The organism is Murimonas intestini (genome assembly GCF_024622195.1).
Lineage (GTDB): Bacteria > Bacillota > Clostridia > Lachnospirales > Lachnospiraceae > Murimonas > Murimonas intestini.
The window spans coordinates 22,178-41,063 of record NZ_JANKBI010000008.1 but is presented as its reverse complement, the minus strand read 5'-3'; the positions used below and the strand labels follow the sequence as shown (position 1 = coordinate 41,063).

Here is an 18,886-nt window from a genome sequence, read left to right as displayed (position 1 = left end):
TTTTGCATGTAACTGTGAAGGTACTGAACAGTTACAAGGTAAGAAGAAATTGAGGGAACCTGAAAGTAACCTGGGGAAAAAATAGTGCCTTCTTGTACTACGATATTTTTCAGATTATAATGAGTTATATAACTAGGAGAAGGGAAGTAATCGTATTATGTATAATTTTGAATATTTTGCACCTACAAAAGTAGTATTCGGAAGGAAAACCAGTGAGCAGACAGGGCAGCTTGTCAAAGAGGAGAAGTGCAGCAAAGTTCTGATACATTATGGCGGAAACAGCGCTAAGAGGTCAGGGCTGATTGACAGTATCAAAAGATCTCTTGATGAGGCAGGCATCTCGTATGTGGAACTTGGCGGTGTGGTGCCGAACCCAAGGCTGTCCCTCGTTTATCAGGGAATCGAATTGTGCAGGAAGGAAAATGTAGACTTTATCCTGGCTGTGGGAGGCGGAAGTGTTATAGATTCCTCCAAGGCTATCGGATATGGAGTAGCGAATGGCGGAGATGTCTGGGATTTCTATGACAGGAAAAGACAGGCGGATACATGTCTGCCCATAGGTGTTGTTTTGACTATTGCTGCTGCCGGAAGTGAGATGAGCGACAGCTCAGTTATAACAAAAGAAGAGGGATGGATTAAAAGAGCCTACAATTCTGATCTGGCACGCCCCAGATTTGCAGTTATGGATCCGGAACTCACTATGACCCTCCCGGATTATCAGACAGCCTGCGGCTGCACGGATATCCTGATGCATACGATGGAGAGGTATTTTACATCTGGCGGAAATATGGAGATCACAGACAGCATTGCAGAAGCGCTTATGCGCACTGTTATGAAATATGCCCATGTCCTGAAAGCGGACCCGGGAAATTATGAAGCGCGTGCAGAGATCATGTGGGCCGGAAGCCTTTCACACAACGGATTGACTGGCTGCGGAAATGACGGAGGAGATTTTGCCACACACATGCTGGAGCATGAGATCGGCGGAATGTTTGACGTGGCCCATGGAGCAGGACTGGCTGCAGTATGGGGCAGCTGGGCCAGGTATGTATATAAGGACTGTCTGCCAAGGTTCGTGCGCTTTGCAGTAAATGTGATGGGAATTCAGGAAGGCGGTAGCCCTGAAGAGACAGCCCTTAAGGGAATCGAAGCCATGGAAGATTTCTACAGGTCCATTGATATGCCCACATCTTTTGCTGAACTGGGGCTGGATCCCACAGATGAGCAGATGAAGACAATGGCCAGGATGTGCAGCATAACTACAAATGACAATGCCGGATCTGCCAGGATCCTCCATGAAGCAGATATGCTGGCAATCTATGAGATGGCCAGATAAGGCAGTTATCAAAATACCGCTTTCCCGAAATTTTGCAGCAGTGCCGGGAAAGCGGTATTTTACTGATTTATTATATCCTGCATCTGCTGTATTTCTTTTTCCTGGGCGTCAATGATATCCTCCGCCAGTTTGCGGACCTCATCATTATCAGTATAATCCAGGATCGCCTTTGACATATCCACAGCCATCTGGTGGTGCATCAGCATACCTTCTGCAAATGCCTGTTCCACATCCTTTGCGGAGGATGTGCCGTGATGCATATGCTGGTGGCTCGCCATCATTTTATTATAGCTGTTCAGGTAGCCCTGCTCTTTATCAGTGTCAGTCTTACCTGAGGCTTCTATTTCCTCTATCAGACGGTTCATCTCGTCGATCTCCCCAGTCTGTGCGTCTATGATGTCTTCTGCCAGTTTTTTGAGTTCGGCATTAGCGCCCCCAAGCTTCAGATAGCTCTCTGACATGTCGATAGCTGACCTGTGGTGAGGTATCATTCCCTTTAAAAAATCTACCGAAGCATTTCCTGTGGGCTCCACCTCCATGTTGCCCATCATGTCGGACATGATAATATCCTGCTCCTGAAGGTACTGGCTCAGAGCGGCTGAATCTGCAGGTGAACCATCTGATTCTGAGGATGTCTCACCGGCTGTATCAGATTCTGAAGCAGTACTTTGTAATGATTCAGTCTGAATGCTCTCAGTGCTGCCGTCTTCCGTCTCAGAAGCTTTGTTTCTCCTGCCGTTGAAGCTGTATCCCAGGATGATGAGCAGGATCAGAAGGACTGCGATAATGATTCCTATGACCCAGTAAATCTTTTTATTATCCATAAATATTTTCCTTTCTGAATAATTTATACACCTCCGTGCATCCCATAATTCAGATCCTACGGATGGGCATGCTGCGCACGATAAGGTCTACTTTATTATTAGGATTACAAGGGATATTATGCATTTGTTTTATTTTGAAAGTCTCTGACGGATTACAGATGCGCGCAGATGAAGTGGAAATGTCAGGAGAAATATGATACACTTTTACTCATAAAAATAATGCTTATTCCGGCTGGTCAGAGTTTTCCTGACTGCCTGAGACGAATACAGAAAGGGGAGGATGGCTGATGAAGGGACGATGGTATATTGTCTGTCTTATGTTTTGCCTGGGAATGCTTGTATCAGGGTGCAGGGAAAAAGAGGAGATCCTGGAACCTGTCACAATTACGCTGATGCATGGCTGGGGCGGAACACTGAAGAATCATCAGACCATGCAGGATATCTACAGGCAGTTTGATGAGCAGAATGAGGATATTGTTCTCGAATTTCAGCCCTTTCCTGATGTGACCATTGCAGTGGAAGAAGCAAATAATATGCTTTCAGTAGGAAAGATGCCTGATATTATCAGCACTAACGGATTTTCTTACTACGTGGAGAATGCCGTGAGACGGGGAATGGCAATGGATCTGATGCCATATATAGAGGCTGATGAGGAATTTAAAGAGGAGATATCACCTGCAGTTTTTGAAGCATGGGAGAGCAGCGGAAAACTGTACACCCTGCCGGATGCAATGGAGGTCAGCGGCTACTGGTATAATGAAGATATTTTCAAAAAAGCAGGGATAACAGATGAGAAGGGGGATGTGGATCTTCCTGATACATGGGATGAGTTTTTTAGGGACTGTGATAAGATTGAAGGGTGGAGTAAAGAGAATGGTCTTGATATTACACCTTTTGCCCTGGAAAACGACCAGATCGTAGAGAATTTTTTCTTTGCAAGGCTGGCCGGCAGTGAAGAAGGCTTCTCTATGACAAATACGATACCCGGTGACTTTGCGGCAAAGGCTGTGGAAGAAACTGTGAAGGATACAGGGAGGCTGCTTTCTTATTCTCATGATGTTAATAATCTGGATAATGCCAGGCAGTTTTTTGCTGAAGGCAAATGCGCAATATTTTTTAACGGAGTGTGGGACAGTGAATATTTCAGGGAGAGCAGCGGGGCAGAAAATATAGGTTATGCAGCATACCCCATGGAAGACGGCAGAAGTCTGGCCTATGTCTCACCTTCCGCGGGCTATGTGGTTTATAATAATCAGGATGCCCGAAAGAGAGAGGCGTGTGTCCGTTTCCTGAAATATATGCTCAGTGAGGAGGTACAGACAGAGCTGGCCCTGAAGACAGGGCAGGCTCCTGTGAATCCTCAGGTAAGCGGGGAAGAGATACTCCAGGAGTATCCTCTGCTTGGAAAAGGACTGCAGGCTGCCAACAGGGCGGATGTGAAGATCAAGACACTGCGTTCTGTGTGGACGGGCAGCTATGGGGATGTGCTGGCAGATCAGCTGGCGGGAGCGGCTAGGGATGAGAAGAAGCTGGCCCCCATGCTGGAGGATTTGAACCGCATAGCAGAGAAATAAATAATAGAACAGAGCTGAAAGATACACGTAACTGTGAAGGTGATGAACAGTTACAAATGCACTTTTTTTACCGGTCTCCTAAAGAACAGGTAAAAAAAGTGCATTTTTTTGCCTTTAAGGTATAAAGAGGCCAAAAAAGCGTAAGAAAGGGGCAGTTCTGTTTATTGGATTTGTACAAAGGCTATAGTAGATTATAGGTAACGGATATGTTAAGCCATTAAGAGCTATCCAAAAGGAGGACGCACTATGAAAAACAAAGTATTCAGTTCCATTCTTGCACTTGCAATGACAGTATCTTTTGTATCTGCCGCAGGACAGACAGTTCTGGCAGCAGATGACGGGGGAGATGGACTTCCAAGTGTGACATTTACACACGGCTATTATCATGATGAGTCAGAGTGGGCGCCGGCAGCAGAGATGAGGAAGATATATCAGGAATTTGCCGATATGCACAAGGATGAATTTACCTTTAATATCGTGGCTGACCAGGGCGGCGCGGAAGGCATCTACAACACTGCGCTGAATGATCTGAGTTCAGGTGACTTTTACGACATTGCAGATTTTGGCGGATGGGATATCACGGAAGCAGCCGCGGGTGCGGGTGCCATCATGGACCTGAAACCATACCTGGATGCAGATGACGACTTAAAGGCAGGTGTTGGCGTATGCTACGACCAGAACATGACCGCGGATGGAAAAATATACTCTGTGAGAGAGCAGGTAGAGGGTGTGGGTTTCTGGTATAATGAAGCCTTATTTAAGGAAGCGGGGGCAGAAACGCCTGATATGTGGAAATCCTGGGCAGATTTTGATGCAGCTGTGGATAAGCTGGTGGCAGCAGGAATCTCACCATTTAGTATGAATGCAGGATGGCCCACTAATATCCTGGCAGCAGGATATTCCCAGAGAGATGAGGCATCCAGAGAGTTCTACGCTAAGGGCAGGGAAATAGAGAGCTTTGATGATGAGACTTTCCGCCAGACAACAGGATTTATGCAGAAAAATGTACTTGAGAAGATAGATGCGGCTCATTTCGGCCCTGGGGGAGATGACGATAACCAGTATATGCTGGATTTTACAAGCGGCGACAGCGCTATGCTCTTTAACGGCGTGTGGGCGGCAGGTGATTTTACAGACTGTGAAGCGGGGATCGAAAATCTCAAACCGGCACTTTTTCCTACAGATGACGGCAAAAAGGCAGGTCTTCTCTCAGGGGGCTGCGGGTATGTAGTATCTGATAAACTTTCTGATGAACAAAAAGAGATCTGTGTAGAATTCATTAAATATATGACCAGTCCGGAGATAGCGGGCAGGATAGTGGAAAACGGCATAGGAATGGTTCCCAGCACGGCTGTAGATTATGAAGCGGCAGCCGGCACAGTAGAAAGTCCGGCCGGCAAACTTTTGGTGGAGGCCTGCAGAACGCTGAATACAGCGGATATTAAAGCACTGGGCTGGGGCAATAATTTTGGCGGAGATGTGGAAGGTGAATACCAGAATAAGTATGCCGGATTAAAAGATGGATCAAAGAGCGTGGATGATGTCATTAAAGAGCTCGACCAGGCTTTGGAGGCAGCACAATAAAATGTAAGCCGCGCAGCAGTGGGGACTGTCCTGGGATAGTCCCCGCTTTTTCCCGGACAGGAAGTTTTAAGGAGGGTAAAATGAAAAAGAAAAAATCTCGGTTGAATAAGAGGACTGGCTTTATTTTGTATTTTCTGATGCCGGCCATCCTGCTCTACCTTATTATTTACGCATACCCGCTGATCAATATTTTCTTTACTTCATTCTGTGAGTGGAATTCCAAAAACTTTGTGGCCCCCAGATTTTTGGGGTGGGACCACGTCTTTGACAACTACAGAAAAATATTTACTGTTGATGCCAATTTTCAGAGGGCTCTTATCAATTCTATTAAGTGGGTGATACTTACCATGCTCATCCAGATTCCCTGGAGTGTACTGGTAGCCCTTGTTCTTTCAAAGCGGGAGAGGGGCTGGAGGATGACAAGGAACGCTTTTGTTATCCCCAATATTATTTCCACGGCGGCCATAGGCCTGATTTTCCTGAATCTCTACAGCCCGGCCAGAGGTATTGTGACCGAAATCTGCAACAAGATAGTGCCCGGCAGCAATGTGAGTGTTCTGGCAAATGAGAAATGGGCTTTCTGGGGAGTGACATTTAGCTTTGTGCTGTTTGGAGGATCCTCTTGCCTGCTTCTGATGACCCAGATATTTTCCATTGATCCGGGCATCTATGAGGCAGCTAAAGTGGATGGGGCATCCAGTCTCCAGATAGATACAAGGATAACACTGCCCCTTTTAAGACCAATGATAGGCACTGTGTCAGTCATAGCAGCTAACTACGGACTGCTCCTGTACAATGAGATAGCCCTGATCTCCGGGGGAGGCCCCGATAATTCTACCTACAGCCTGAGCTTTTATATATACAAGACGGCTCTGGGGAGTCAGAAGCTGAATTTTGCCAGGGCAAATACTGCCGGGGTGATACAGATATTCCTGGGTATCCTGCTGGTAGGCTGCATCAACCGTCTGTTCCATACTAAGGATGGGGAATAGGGAGGCAAAGGCATGAGTAAAAGAAAGAAAAACGGAGAACACAGCGAAGGCGGAAGCAGGGGGGCAAAAATATTCCGCTACTTCATTATGCTGCTTGTAATGATAGTTTCTGTATATCCTATATTGTGGGTATTTATTTCATCATTTAAAAAAAATCCGGGGGGTCTGTCCCTGCCGGATGAGTGGATTTTTGACGGTTATGTAACGATCTTCACAAAGCTGGATATTCAGACTTATTTTATCAACAGCTTTATTATTACGATCATTTCCACGGTTATCAGTGTTGCTATTGTCGCTATGGCAGCTTATGTGGTGGCGCGGATGAAGTTCTTTGGCCGTGCGCTTGTTACACTGATGTTTTCTACCACACTTTTTATCCCGTCAGTGTCAATATCGTTTCCAATATACCGCCTGTTAGGCGATCTGGGACTGAAGGACACCAGGGCGGGTGTGATTTTTATTTATTCCGGGCTGGGCATAGCGGTGACTTATTTCATCCTCCAGAGTTACTTTTCCACTATTCCAAAGGAGATGGAGGAGGCAGCCAAGATAGACGGATGCGGATATACCGGCACCTTTGTGAGGATTATACTGCCTATAGCAAAGCCGGGCCTGGCAACAGCCGGGATCATGGCTTTTCTGAATAACTGGAATGAATTTTATTTTGCTTCTATTCTGCTTAAATCACCTGAGAAGATGACGATACCGGCCCTGCTGGGACAGTTTACGTCAGCTTACTCAAAGAATTTAAACGGAATGTTTTCTGCCATCATAGTGGCGGTGGTGCCAACCATCGTGATATTCTGCCTGCTTTCAGAGACGTTTGTTAAATCACTTACGGCTGGGGCTGTTAAGGGATAAGTGCGCCCAGAGACAGGAAGGCAGCACGGCAGGCTGAAAATCAAATAGTGAGGAGAGGCAACTGCGAAATTACTGAACAGCCGGGAGGAGAGAATAAATGGGTATCATAGAAGAGCGCGGTGAGCGGACGAAGTGGTTTATGGAAGCCAGATTTGGCATGTTTATACACTGGGGACTTTATGCAATTCCGGGGAGAGGCGAGTGGATACAGAGCGATGAGCAGATTTCCCGGGAAGAATACACAAAATATTTTGATGAGTGGAATCCGGTGCGTTACGATCCAGGAGAGTGGGCAAGGGCAGCCCGGGAAGCCGGAATGAAGTATGCGGTTCTCACCGCCAAGCACCATGAAGGCTTCTGCCTTTTTGACAGCAGGTATACAGATTACAAGAGCACAAATACAAGATGCAGAAGGGATCTTGTCCGGGAATTTACGGAGGCTTTCAGGGCTGAAGGGCTAAAGGTGGGCTTTTATTATTCCCTGCTGGACTGGCATCATCCGGATTATCCGGCTTATGGTGATATGTATCATCCCGAGAGAAATAATGAGGCCTGCCGGGGAAAAGAGCATGATTTTAACAATTATCTTACATATATGCATAACCAGGTCCATGAATTGATGACTGAGTACGGCAAGATCGATCTCCTGTGGTTTGATTTCTCATATGAAGGCCATACTGGACACGACTGGAGAGGAGAAGAGCTGATAGAAATGGTCCGTGCCCTGCAGCCTGGAATTATCATAAATGGAAGACTGGAGGCTAATGGTGAGAATTACGGGTCTGTGATGACAGATGATCCCAATATTTTTTCGGGAGATTTTGCCTGTCCGGAAATGATTATCCCGCCATCGGGCCTGAAGACCCCGTCCGGCAGGCAGATTCCATGGGAGGCCTGCTTTACGCTGAACAATAACTGGGGCTACAATCCTATGGACCTTCACCATAAGACAGCTGTACAGATAATCAAGAAACTGGTGGAGTGCACCAGCAAAAACGGAAATATGATTGTAAATGTATCTCCTACAGCTAAGGGGGAGATACCTGACTGGCAGCTGATGGTACTCTCGGAAGTAGGCCGTTGGATGAAGAGAAACGGCGGGAGTATTTATGGATGCGGAAGTTCCGGTATAGAGAAACCTGAGTGGGGGAGATATACCAGGAAGGGAAATTACCTGTATGCACATATCATGGAGGAAAGCATTGGCGCTGTAGCCCTGCCCGGGATAAAAGGCAGGCTGAAGAAAGCCAGGAGGCTGTCAGACGGTTTTGAGATGCTCAAAATGACCCCATGGGTAGCCAGGGAATTCCCTGACTGTGAATTTATCAACTACGGAACGCCAGAATGTTTTTCATTTTCTGTTGAGGAGACGGCTGATACTGTAATTGAGCTGGAACTCTCAACGGCCGCGGAATAAATAGTCATACACCTCCCGTGCATCCTCTTACCATTGAAGTATTTTCCCATAATTGCTACAATGGAGAAAAAGCAGTGCAAAGCTGCCTGTACGAGAACTGTTTTGCACAGGTGGAACAGGGGAGGGGAAAATTATGGGGAGAAAGTGCCGCCGCCGGGAATCACTGAGAAACAAGATGTTGCTTATCAACTGCTGCATTACACTGGCAGCCCTGGTTCTGGGCGGCATCGTGCTGGTAGTCTCGATCCATCTTATCGTGGGGAAATATATTAACAATGATATGGATTTTTTCCTGACTGAGACATGCAATAATGTAGCAAACAGGATGGATTATCTGGAAGAGATCATATACAGTGTCAGGGAGTCGGATGAGATCATGGATTATCTGGGCAGGGAGGACCATGAGCCAGGCGGCCTTTTGGCTCTGCAGGCTGACTTCGAAAAGAGGGTGGACATTAATGATGCAAAGAATTCGGGGAGGCCCAGCCAGCCTCTGATTGATAAAGTATGTCTTTTTGACAGAAGCGGTGATTCTATACAGGCATCCTACTATGCCATGATCTACTCTGAAGCTGAAAAAAGCAGTAAGGATTTTCAGGATATTTTCAGCCGTTTCAAAACAGAGGGAAGCGGCAATGAACTGTATGCCAGATGCTATACGGGGGAAGAGAAGAGAGGATATATTGCCTATGGCATCTTCGACAGCAATATGAGGGAGACGGGGACGCTGATATTTGAGATACACCTGGATGCCATAGAGGGAATGATGGAAAATATGGAGAACTATGAGGATTCCATGTGGCTTTTGTATGAGGGGAGGGGAGAGCCGGTTTGCGGTACCCGCATGCTTTTTGAAGATCAGGGATGGCAGGAGGTACGTACTGTATATGAAGAAAGGCCGTATACTGCCAGCCTCTATGGGAAATCCTACAGGCTCTGTCTGCAAGAGCTGTGCCTTGGCATGAGCGTGATGGCGGCCGTGCCAAGCGGACAGACAGCGGCTCTGCTCAATAATTCAATAAAGCTGTATGTGATGCTCATTGTATTGATTATGATAGCCGCAGCGGTCCTGTTTATAATGGTGATCTATTACCTGACCAGACCTTTAAAAGAAGTGACAGGCAGGCTTATGGAGGTGAAGGAGGGGAATTTTGAGACAAAGCTCCCTGAATATTCCAGCCAGGAGTTCCATGAGATCAGCCATACCTTTAACGAGATGACAGCTTATATCAGCCATCTGATAAACCAGGTCTATGAAAAGCAGCTCTCTATCAAGGAACTGGAAGTGAAATTCCTGCAGATGCAGATGAATCCTCATTTCATGTTTAATGTACTCAATACTATAGCGCTGGAGGCGAAAATGAACGGTGACGAGGAAGTATACAAAATGATTTCCTCCTTTGCCCAGCTCATCCAGGCCAAGATATACAGGAAAAATACAGAGAAGGTAAAGATACGCCAGGAGCTGGAATATGTGGAGTATTATCTGTACCTGCAGAGCTACCGCTTTGGGGAACGGCTTTCTTATTCTGTCACAGCAGATGAAAAGCTGAAGGAGCTTTATATACCAAAGCTGTGTATCCAGCTGATAGTGGAAAATGCAGTGATCCACGGGATTGAACCAATGATGGAAAATGGAGTGGTCAGTGTGAGGATTTATGAAGAAGGCGGTAAGCTCTACATAGAGACAAAGGATAATGGCGTCGGATTCGGAGAAGACGGTCCTCTGATATTTCCAATGGAAACACAGGAAGAGGACAGGCAGCATAATCATGTAGGACTGAACAATGTGCACAACATCATCCGCCTGATGTATGGAGAGGAATACGGGCTCTCAGGATATTCCAGGAGAAACGGGGGCACCAGTATTTATATCTGTGTCCCTCTGGATGAGGGCGGCGCGCAGTTAGGAGATATGGACCATGTATAAAGTAATGATAGCGGATGACGAACCAATTGTGAGAAAAGCAATGTCCACCCTCGTGGACTGGGAGAAGCTTGGCTGTAAGACTGCCTATATAGCTTCAAATGGCTGTGAGGTCATGGATAATATAGAAAAGGTCTGCCCTGATATCCTTATACTGGACATTAAGATGCCGGGGCAGGATGGTATATCCATAGCACGCTGGGTCTGGGAGCGGCGGCTTCCCATAAAGATCATCCTGCTGACTGCCTATGCCGATTTTGCCTATGCCCAGTCAGCGATAAAGTACGGTGTGGTGGATTATGTCACCAAGACAGGCGCCTTTGAGGGTCTGATCACAGCAGTGGAGAAGGCCAGGGAGGAGCTGGAGCGGGAAAAGGATAGGGAAAAGCCGGAGAATCTGCAGGTCCTGCAGGAGAATTATCTGAAATCAGTTTTTGACGGCGCCCTGTATGAGCAGTCAGAGGTTGAGGCCAGGGCGGCGGGCCTTGGACTGCAGATGGAGGATGGATATCTTATCATTCTGCTGCATTTTAGAATGGGGGAAGAGGTGGAATCCGGGAGGAGAAAGCAGATCCATGCCAGCCTTCTTAATTTTTTCGGAATGGTTTTCGCAGAGGCAATGATCCGTGGATTAGCAGTGGGAAGAAACATGTTTGCCATCTATTTAAAGCAGAGTGATGCAGATTACATAGAAGAAATCAGTGAAAAGTGCGCCCAGATCACAGACATGATGGATAATTTCATGAAGCTGTATGTATACATCGGTGTCAGCAGGAGACAGAAGGGGGCTTCCTGTTTGAAACTGGCTTATAGTGAGGCGGAGGAAGCGCTGGGAAAAAGCTTTCTGGATGAAAAGAGCAAAATCAATTTTTATTCAGAAGAGAAGAAGGAGGGAAATAACTATTCAGAGGAAGCTGATTTAAAACAGCAGGAGCTTTTGCATCTGATCCGCAGGGGGCAGACAACAGAAGCTCTGAAAGCCTTTGATGTGCTTCTGGATCAGCAGAAATGCGCAGGGGAGACGGCGAACGTGATTAAAAATTCGGGAATCCTCATCCGCAGCCAGTGCCGGAAGATCCTGGCGGAATACGGCAAAACAGTTTATGACGTGACAGGGCTTCAGGGTAGCCTTTCAAGAAGGATATATGAATGCCGCCACGTAAATGAATATGTATGCATCATGGAAAAGATCATAAGGAGTACGGCAGATTTCGTGAGCGCTGCTGTGAGCAGGAAGAATGTGCTGATCTGTGAATGTGAGAAATATATCCAGGACAACTATGAAAAATGTATATCTGTCTCTGATGTGGCCAGAAGCATCGGCACGAGTCCAAGCTATCTGAGCAGGATATTCAGGGAGAGTACAGGAACTACAGTTATCAGCGCCATCAACAGGAAGAAAGTGGAGAAGGCCAAGGAATACCTCAGCCAGAGGGATATGAAGATTTATGAGATCGCGGATGCCCTCGGATTTGAAAATACGACATACTTTTCGCATTTTTTTAAAAAATATACGGGGATATCCCCTAAAGATTATAAGTGATTCCAGAGGCAAAAGCTGCATGGAACACCAATGGGAGGAAAATATGAAGCAGGTTACGGCAGTTTTGATCGGAGCAGGCTTGCGGGGAGCAGATGCCTACGCTTCTTATGCACTTAAATATCCAAATGAACTGAAAATCGTTGCAGTGGCAGAGCCAAACAGGGAGAGAAGGGAGATGCTGGCAGGACTTCACGGTATCAGCACAGATTACTGCTATGAGAACTATGAATCACTTCTTGCAAAAGAGAAAATGGCGGACTGCGCACTTATCTGCACCCAGGACAGAATGCATTATGAGCCAGTCATGACGGCTCTGGAGAAGGGATATCATGTACTGGTTGAGAAACCCATGTCACCTGAGCGGGAGGAGATCATGGAGATGGGCAGGGCAGCTAAAAAGTATGACAGAATATTAAGCGTCTGCCACGTCCTGCGCTATTCTCCTTTTTTCGTGAAATTGAAGGAGCTTCTGGAGTGTGGAAAGATAGGGGAGCTTGTGAGTATCCAGCATATAGAAAGCGTGGGGTACTGGCATCAGGCTCACAGTTTTGTGCGGGGGAACTGGAGTGATGGGAGAACAGCCAGTCCCATGATCCTCCAGAAATGCTGTCATGATATGGATATCCTGCTTTGGCTCTCAGACAGCCATTGTACCAGGATCAGCTCGTTTGGAAGCCTGAAATATTTTAAGAAAGAAAATGCCCCGGAGGATGCCCCCAAATATTGTCTGGATGGCTGCAGGCACAGGGATGCATGCCCTTACTATGCACCCAGATTCTATCTGGAGCATCCGTCAAGAGGTGATCTGTACCGCGCAGTGAGCCTGGATACCGGCAGGGAATCCCTGCACCGTGCTCTGGAAAAAGGCCCTTATGGAAGGTGCGTGTTCCAGTGCGGGAACAACGTAGTTGATCATCAGGTGGTAAATATAGAATTTGAGAACCAGGTCACAGCCTCGTTTACAATGTGTGCTTTTACGGATAAATGTGAGCGCGTCATCAACCTCATGGGCACAGAAGGGCAGATCAGGGGAAATATGGAAAGCGGAGAAATAGAAATCATGGATTTTGCTTCCGGCGATTATGAGAAAATCGTCCTGCACAAGACTGAGGGAGGCCATAGCGGAAGTGATGAAGCTATGATGAAGGACTTTACCGCTCTTATAGCAGGGCTGGGTAACGAGGAAAGCACATCCAAGGCAAGTATGGCTGTAGAGAGTCATTTGATGGCTCTGGCTGCTGAGGAATCCAGAATAACAGGAAAGGTGGTATGTCTGTGAGCATAAAAAAAATAACACCGGAAGAATTCTGCGTGCTGGTGAAGATGCCGGAGGCGGCTGCCGGGATCATAGAGGAAGAGCGGCTTAAGACAGAGGATAAAGAATACAGGGCTGTGCGGGAGACATTTTTCAGGGACTGGCAGGAATTTAACAGGCAGGTAAACCGGGAAGAAGGGAGCAGCAGGCGTTTTCTCTATTATTATGTAATGTTTGCATGTGAAGCATATGAAGATTATCAGAGAAAGGGGCTGACAGAGCAGCTTTATCTGGATACTTTTTCAGATTACAGGATATGGTGTGAGAACTGCTATGCACAGACGGGGGAGTGTGGGCTTCGGGAGTGTGAATGGCTCTGGCGCCACTCTTATCTGAAGCTGTTCAGGCTGGGAAGGCTGCAGTATGAGCTGTATCCTGCCAGAGAAGACATAAGTACAGGAGGATTTGAAATCAAAAAAGGCCAGATGCTCCTGAATATCCATATACCCCAGGGAGAACCGCTGAGATTTGATGCATGTGAGGATTCTCTGAGACAGGCACAAAAAATGTTCCCGGATTTCCATTACTTTGTGTGCGATTCATGGCTGCTGTATCCGGGATTAAAGGAGCTGATGAAGGCGGATTCAAATATCATCAGATTTCAGGAACGATTTCATATATTTGAAGTAAATGAAGCGGACCGTGATGCAGAGCTGAGGATCTTCCGGACAGTGCGGGAAGACCCCGCAGACTATCCGGAAGATACAGCATTTCAAAAAAGGGCCAAAGCTTACCTTTTAGCAGGCAGGCATCTGGGAAACGCGTCAGGTATCTTTATGCTCTGACTGTCTACCATAAAAGCAGCAGGGAGAGGGCAAAGACAAGTGCGCTCCCCACAACCGTCATAACTACATGTTCCCTGCGTATGACTGCCTCGATGATCAGGATGACAGGAACAGCAGTTATATAGATATTTCTCAATACTGTTAAAAAAGGTCTTGTATCAGGATTACTATTCCCTATTGTCAGTGATAACGTCATAAGCAAGGCTCCCAGCGCTATCCAGATAATAACGATAATCATGCAGGCCTTTTTTTGTGCTGCCATTTTCTTCATAGATATCCCTCCTTAAATTTATTTTTTCATTGCACGATACTCTGAAGGACTCATGTTCATTTTAGATTTGAACTGTTTTGTGAAGTGCGACTGATATTCGTAGTTCATCCATTCTGCAATTTCCCGTATGGAAAGGTCTGTTTTTTCCAGAAATTCACATGTTTTTTCTATCCGCATATCACTGATCATCTGATGAGGAGATTTTCCGGTGTGGGCTTTGAAGATCCGGTAAACCTGTGAAGTATCCAGGCGCATATAATTTGCCAGATGTTCCACAGAAATCTGATAGCGTATATTTCTCCGTATATATATCATCGCGTCATCAAAGGGATTAAAACGTACAGGCTCAGGCTTACGGTTGTGCTGCCTGTTGTACTGTTCCACCAGTCTGCCCATAAAAAGATAAAAATGTGCGTTGATATAAGAAATATTTTTATTTGTGCGGCTTTCGTTATAAATATTTTTAATACATGTTTCCAGAAAGTCATCCTCATCATAATGGAAGATCAGGTGTTTTTTGTCCAGACCTGCAGATTTCAGCAAGTTTTCCGCTTTTCTGCCAAAGAAAGCCACCCAGCACAAATCCCAGGGTTCATTTTTATCTGCAGTGTGCACGATTGTATCTCCCGGGAGGATAAGAAAGCCATCATTTTCTTTCAGGTGATAAGTATTCTGCTCTGTCTGATATGTTCCTTTACCTTTTGTGACATAATGAACCAGATAATAGTCCCTGGTATCTTTTCCGTAACTGTAATTCGGCAGTGTTGAACAAAAACCCGAATGAAAGACAATAATATCATCGTCACAATCAGGTTTTTCAGAATAGATATACTGGTCATATACAAGCATGCAAACAACTTCTTTCCTTGTGATTTACTTATATTATAGATTAAAACACGTTATAATGCAAGATTTATATAAAAAAGTACAAGTAATCTCTGTAGAATTGGTAATGGGAAAAGTGTAAGATATAATCACAAAAACAAATTCGAATTTGTATAAAATACTCAATAATAGTAAATAAAAGCACATATATACTCGGTGATATTGTGCAGAATGTTGAAAATGATATAGAATCAGTGCGTAAAAAAACAGAAGAGAGGTATGAAAACGTGAAAAAGTATAAAAGATTGATGACTCTGCTGATGGCCGGAACTGTAGCTGTTTCCATGAGCGCATGCGGCGGTTCTGATAATGCAAAAGAAAAAGATACAGCAAAAACAGAAGCTGGCACAACAGAAGCCAAAAGCGAAAGTACAGAAGCAAAAAAAGACAATGCAGCTACTGAAAGTACAGAGGCGGAAAAAGACAGTACTGCAGCAGAGAGTGAAAGTACAGCGCCGGAGAATGATAATGCATCGGCAGAAGAAAGTTCTGTTTCCGGGGAATTGAAAATGATTTTTTGGGACTCCAACCAGGAGCCGGGACTTGTAAAGATGGCGGAAGGCTTTATGAAGCATAATCCAGACTGTAAGGTGACTGTAGAAACTGTTCCCTGGGATGAGTACTGGACAAAACTGCAGGCTGCGGCACAGGGCGGAAATATGCCTGATATTGTGGTCATGCATCCGGATGAAGTGAAGAATTATGCAGAAGGCGGAATGCTGATGGACTTATCAGACGTTCTTGCAGGAGATGTGGCAAATGCCAGCAATTTCCCCCAGTATGTAGTTGATGATTTCAAAGTTGACGAGGCATATTACGGTATTCCAAAAGATATCGGGACATTAGGGTTATATTACAATAAAGATTTGTTTGATGCCGCTAATGTGGAGTATCCTACTGCAGACTGGACATGGGATGATATGATGTCTGCAGCTGAGAAGCTCACAGATAAAGAAAAAGGAATTTACGGTATCGCAGCAGCTAATGACGGGCAGAACTTTTACTGGAACCTGGTATGGCAGAATGGCGGAGAAGTATTTGATGAAGAAAAGAATCTCTGTACCTTTGATTCTCCGGAAGCTATAGAGGCAATGAAATATGCAGTGTCCTTTATTGAAAAAGGATATTCTCCGAATTCAGCGGATCTGGCAAACCTGTCACCAGATGAATATTTTGAATCTGGCAAAGTGGCTATGAACTTTGGCGGTTCCTGGATGCTCACGGAATATCTGAATGTAGACACACTGAACTTTGGAGTGGCTGAACTGCCGACAGGTAAGGAGAAAGGTGTGATCTGCAGCGGAATGGCATTTTCTGTAGCTGCAAATACTAAGAATCCTGAGGCTGCAAAGAAACTTGTAGAATACTTAGGATCAGAAGAAGGACAGACGCTTCAGGCAGAATCCGGTGTTGCGATTCCTGCATTTAACGGTACTCAGGACCCATGGATCGCAAAATATGAAGTAGATGTGTCTCCTTTTGTAACCTGCGCAGAGTATGGACATACAAGCCCGGGATTTACAACAAGTACAAGTGATGCAAGTGCGATTCTGGAAGAATACATGCCGCAGGTGTTCTCTCTTAAACTTCCTGTTGAGGATGCAATGAAAACTATTACAGAAGAGATTAATGCAAGTATGCAGTAAGGATTTCATATACGGAAATCGGTTGCTTGTTTGAAAATTATACCTAAGCAGGTATATGATGGAAGACCATACTTCGCCGCAGCCAAAGCCAGGGTGCAGCAGGAGGTATGGTCTTTCCCGATTAATCAGCCTGTTTAAAGAAGTGGAGGTAACATGGTGGGTAAAAAGAAAAAAATTAAAAACCCCGGTCTTACATTGAAAAAAAGAAATGTAAAAACATGGGCATACGCATACGCATTTGTGGCGCCAACAGTTATTGGGGTTGCTGTCCTGAATCTCTGGGCAGTGATCCAGTCGATTTATTACAGCTTCCATGAGGCAAAAGGGTTTGCAGAATTAAAATTTGTGGGATTAGACAATTACATAAAGCTAGCCGGTGATATGGAAGTCTGGCGCTCATTGAAAAACGTACTTATTTATGCAGTCATTACGGTTCCTATTGGGGTGTTTCTGTCACTTCTTCTGGCAACATTGCTGAACGTAAAGATCAAGGGAAAAGGAATTTTCAGATGCATCTATTTCCTTCCGGTTGTCTCAGCGCCGGCAGCTGTCGCTCTCGTATGGAAGTGGCTGTATAACAAAGATTTTGGCCTGTTTAATCAGATACTGTCGGTCTTCGGGATAACGGGGCCGGACTGGCTGGGAAATCCGTCCCTGGCAATGGCGGCCGTTGCTGTGGTGGGTATCTGGAGTATGCTGGGTTATAATATGATCATTCTTCTGGCGGGCTTACAGGATGTTCCGCGGGGATTATACGAAGCGGCTGAGATTGACGGGGCAGGTCCTGTAGCAAAATTCTTTAAAATCACCATACCGATGGTATCGCCCACCCTGTTTTTTGTAATAGTGACAACTGTAATCAGCTCACTGCAGGTGTTCGATACGATTTATATGATGTTCAAACCTTCATCTCCGTCCTTTAAATCAGTAGAATCTATCGTATATCTGTTTTACAGGTATACATTCCAGAAGTATAACAGAGGTTATGGTTCCGCAATTGTGGTATTTCTTTTTGTGATTATTATGATACTGACTTTGATCCAGAATAAATTGCAGAAGAAATGGGTGCACTATAATGATTAGGGGGTGTAAGAAATGAAAGTAAAAAACAAAAAGAATGCAGCGGTCTACATAGCATTGATAATTATGGCATTTATTATGATACTTCCCTTTGTCTGGAGTGTACTGACATCCTTTAAGACACAGGCTGAAGCGCTGAGGATCCCTCCGCAGATATTACCGTCTTCCTGGAGTTTCAAAAACTATAAGGCGGTTAGTGAGGTGCTTCCGTTTGCCACATTTTTTATGAATACATTTTTAATGGTGGTTTTTCGTGTGCTGGGCTCCGTATTTTTCAGTGCACTGGCTGCATATGCGTTTGCAAGGCTGGAATTTCCGTTTAAAAATTTTCTGTTTGTTATTGTCTTGCTTCAGATGATGGTTCCGGGGCAGATTTTTATCCTGCCTCAGTATATGATCGTCAGTAAACTGGGATGGCTTGATTCCATCAAGGCGCTTGTACTTCCTGGAATTGTCAGCACCTTTGGCACATTTCTTCTACGCCAGTTTTTTATGGGGATCCCCAGGGATCTGGAGGAAGCATCTGTGCTGGACGGGTGTTCCATCTGGAAAACCTTCTGGAAGGTTATGCTTCCGCTGACAAAATCAGGCCTGGTGTCTGTTGCCATATTTACTGCGCTGTTTGCATGGAAAGATATGATGTGGCCATTGATCGTCAATATGTCCATCGATAAGATGACATTATCTTCCGGGCTTGTAAACCTCATGGGCCAGTATTCTGTGGATTATCCTCAGCTTATGGCAGGCTCCCTGATTGCGATTGTTCCTATGGTAATCTTATTCCTGCTTTTCCAGAAACAGTTTGTGGAGGGAATTGCAACCTCAGGAACAAAAGGTTGATTAAAA

16 protein-coding genes are annotated in these 18,886 nt (G+C 45.5%); 13 read left to right on the top strand and 3 right to left on the bottom strand.

From position 1 onward, the window contains the following. Positions 1–157: 157 nt before the first annotated feature. On the top strand, positions 158–1,336 hold the full coding sequence (locus tag NSB28_RS12900) for an iron-containing alcohol dehydrogenase (RefSeq protein WP_109625740.1): 1,179 nt from the start codon (positions 158–160) through the stop codon (positions 1,334–1,336). 59 nt (positions 1,337–1,395) lie between these two features. On the opposite strand, the gene NSB28_RS12895 is transcribed toward NSB28_RS12900, so the two are convergent. Next, positions 1,396–2,160: a DUF305 domain-containing protein gene (locus NSB28_RS12895; protein WP_109625739.1), complete on the bottom strand. Its 765-nt coding sequence runs from the start codon at positions 2,158–2,160 to the stop codon at positions 1,396–1,398. A 287-nt stretch (positions 2,161–2,447) separates the two neighbouring features. Between NSB28_RS12895 and NSB28_RS12890 the strand changes: the two genes are divergently transcribed. From NSB28_RS12890 to NSB28_RS12850, 9 genes are all read left to right on the top strand, one after another. Then, the gene (locus NSB28_RS12890) at positions 2,448–3,734 is read left to right on the top strand and encodes an ABC transporter substrate-binding protein (protein ID WP_109625738.1); all 1,287 of its coding nucleotides are present in this window, start codon (positions 2,448–2,450) and stop codon (positions 3,732–3,734) included. A gap of 246 nt (positions 3,735–3,980) precedes the next feature. Then, positions 3,981–5,318 carry an ABC transporter substrate-binding protein gene (locus NSB28_RS12885; protein WP_109625737.1) on the top strand — a complete coding sequence of 446 codons (1,338 nt, stop codon included), beginning with the start codon at positions 3,981–3,983 and terminating at the stop codon, positions 5,316–5,318. An 80-nt stretch (positions 5,319–5,398) separates the two neighbouring features. Next, positions 5,399–6,310: a carbohydrate ABC transporter permease gene (locus NSB28_RS12880; protein ID WP_109625736.1), complete on the top strand. Its 912-nt coding sequence runs from the start codon at positions 5,399–5,401 to the stop codon at positions 6,308–6,310. Positions 6,311–6,322: 12 nt separating this feature from the next. Further along, positions 6,323–7,171, top strand: a complete 849-nt coding sequence (locus NSB28_RS12875) for a carbohydrate ABC transporter permease (RefSeq protein WP_109625735.1) — start codon at positions 6,323–6,325, stop codon at positions 7,169–7,171. Positions 7,172–7,268: 97 nt separating this feature from the next. Further along, the gene (locus tag NSB28_RS12870) at positions 7,269–8,588 is read left to right on the top strand and encodes an alpha-L-fucosidase (RefSeq protein ID WP_109625734.1); all 1,320 of its coding nucleotides are present in this window, start codon (positions 7,269–7,271) and stop codon (positions 8,586–8,588) included. Positions 8,589–8,721: 133 nt separating this feature from the next. Continuing rightward, complete coding sequence (locus tag NSB28_RS12865; protein WP_109625733.1) at positions 8,722–10,518, top strand: sensor histidine kinase; 1,797 nt, start codon at positions 8,722–8,724, stop codon at positions 10,516–10,518. Further along, a complete protein-coding gene (locus NSB28_RS12860) occupies positions 10,511–12,058 on the top strand; it encodes a response regulator (protein ID WP_109625732.1) in 1,548 nt (515 codons plus the stop codon). Before NSB28_RS12865 ends, NSB28_RS12860 begins: the two co-directional genes overlap by 8 nt. Positions 12,059–12,101: 43 nt before the next feature. After that, positions 12,102–13,337, top strand: coding sequence for a Gfo/Idh/MocA family protein (locus NSB28_RS12855; RefSeq protein ID WP_109625731.1), 1,236 nt, complete (start codon positions 12,102–12,104; stop codon positions 13,335–13,337). After that, the gene (locus tag NSB28_RS12850) at positions 13,334–14,158 is read left to right on the top strand and encodes an acyltransferase domain-containing protein (RefSeq protein WP_257497780.1); all 825 of its coding nucleotides are present in this window, start codon (positions 13,334–13,336) and stop codon (positions 14,156–14,158) included. The genes NSB28_RS12855 and NSB28_RS12850 overlap by 4 nt, the downstream gene beginning before the upstream one ends. Before the next feature lie 4 nt (positions 14,159–14,162). Here NSB28_RS12850 and NSB28_RS12845 read toward each other — a convergent pair whose 3' ends face one another. Further along, a complete protein-coding gene (locus tag NSB28_RS12845) occupies positions 14,163–14,429 on the bottom strand; it encodes a hypothetical protein (protein ID WP_109625729.1) in 267 nt (88 codons plus the stop codon). 18 nt (positions 14,430–14,447) lie between these two features. Further along, the gene (locus NSB28_RS12840; protein WP_109625728.1) at positions 14,448–15,278 is read right to left on the bottom strand and encodes an AraC family transcriptional regulator; all 831 of its coding nucleotides are present in this window, start codon (positions 15,276–15,278) and stop codon (positions 14,448–14,450) included. 263 nt (positions 15,279–15,541) lie between these two features. Between NSB28_RS12840 and NSB28_RS12835 the strand changes: the two genes are divergently transcribed. The 3 genes from NSB28_RS12835 (at position 15,542) to NSB28_RS12825 (ending at position 18,880) form a co-directional block, all read left to right on the top strand. Further along, positions 15,542–16,960: an ABC transporter substrate-binding protein gene (locus NSB28_RS12835; RefSeq protein ID WP_257497779.1), complete on the top strand. Its 1,419-nt coding sequence runs from the start codon at positions 15,542–15,544 to the stop codon at positions 16,958–16,960. Positions 16,961–17,113: 153 nt separating this feature from the next. After that, positions 17,114–18,043, top strand: coding sequence for a carbohydrate ABC transporter permease (locus tag NSB28_RS12830; RefSeq protein ID WP_109625726.1), 930 nt, complete (start codon positions 17,114–17,116; stop codon positions 18,041–18,043). A 12-nt stretch (positions 18,044–18,055) separates the two neighbouring features. Beyond that, entirely contained in the window at positions 18,056–18,880 is an 825-nt protein-coding gene (locus NSB28_RS12825) for a carbohydrate ABC transporter permease (protein ID WP_109625725.1), read from the top strand. The last annotated feature ends 6 nt before the right edge of the window (positions 18,881–18,886 follow it).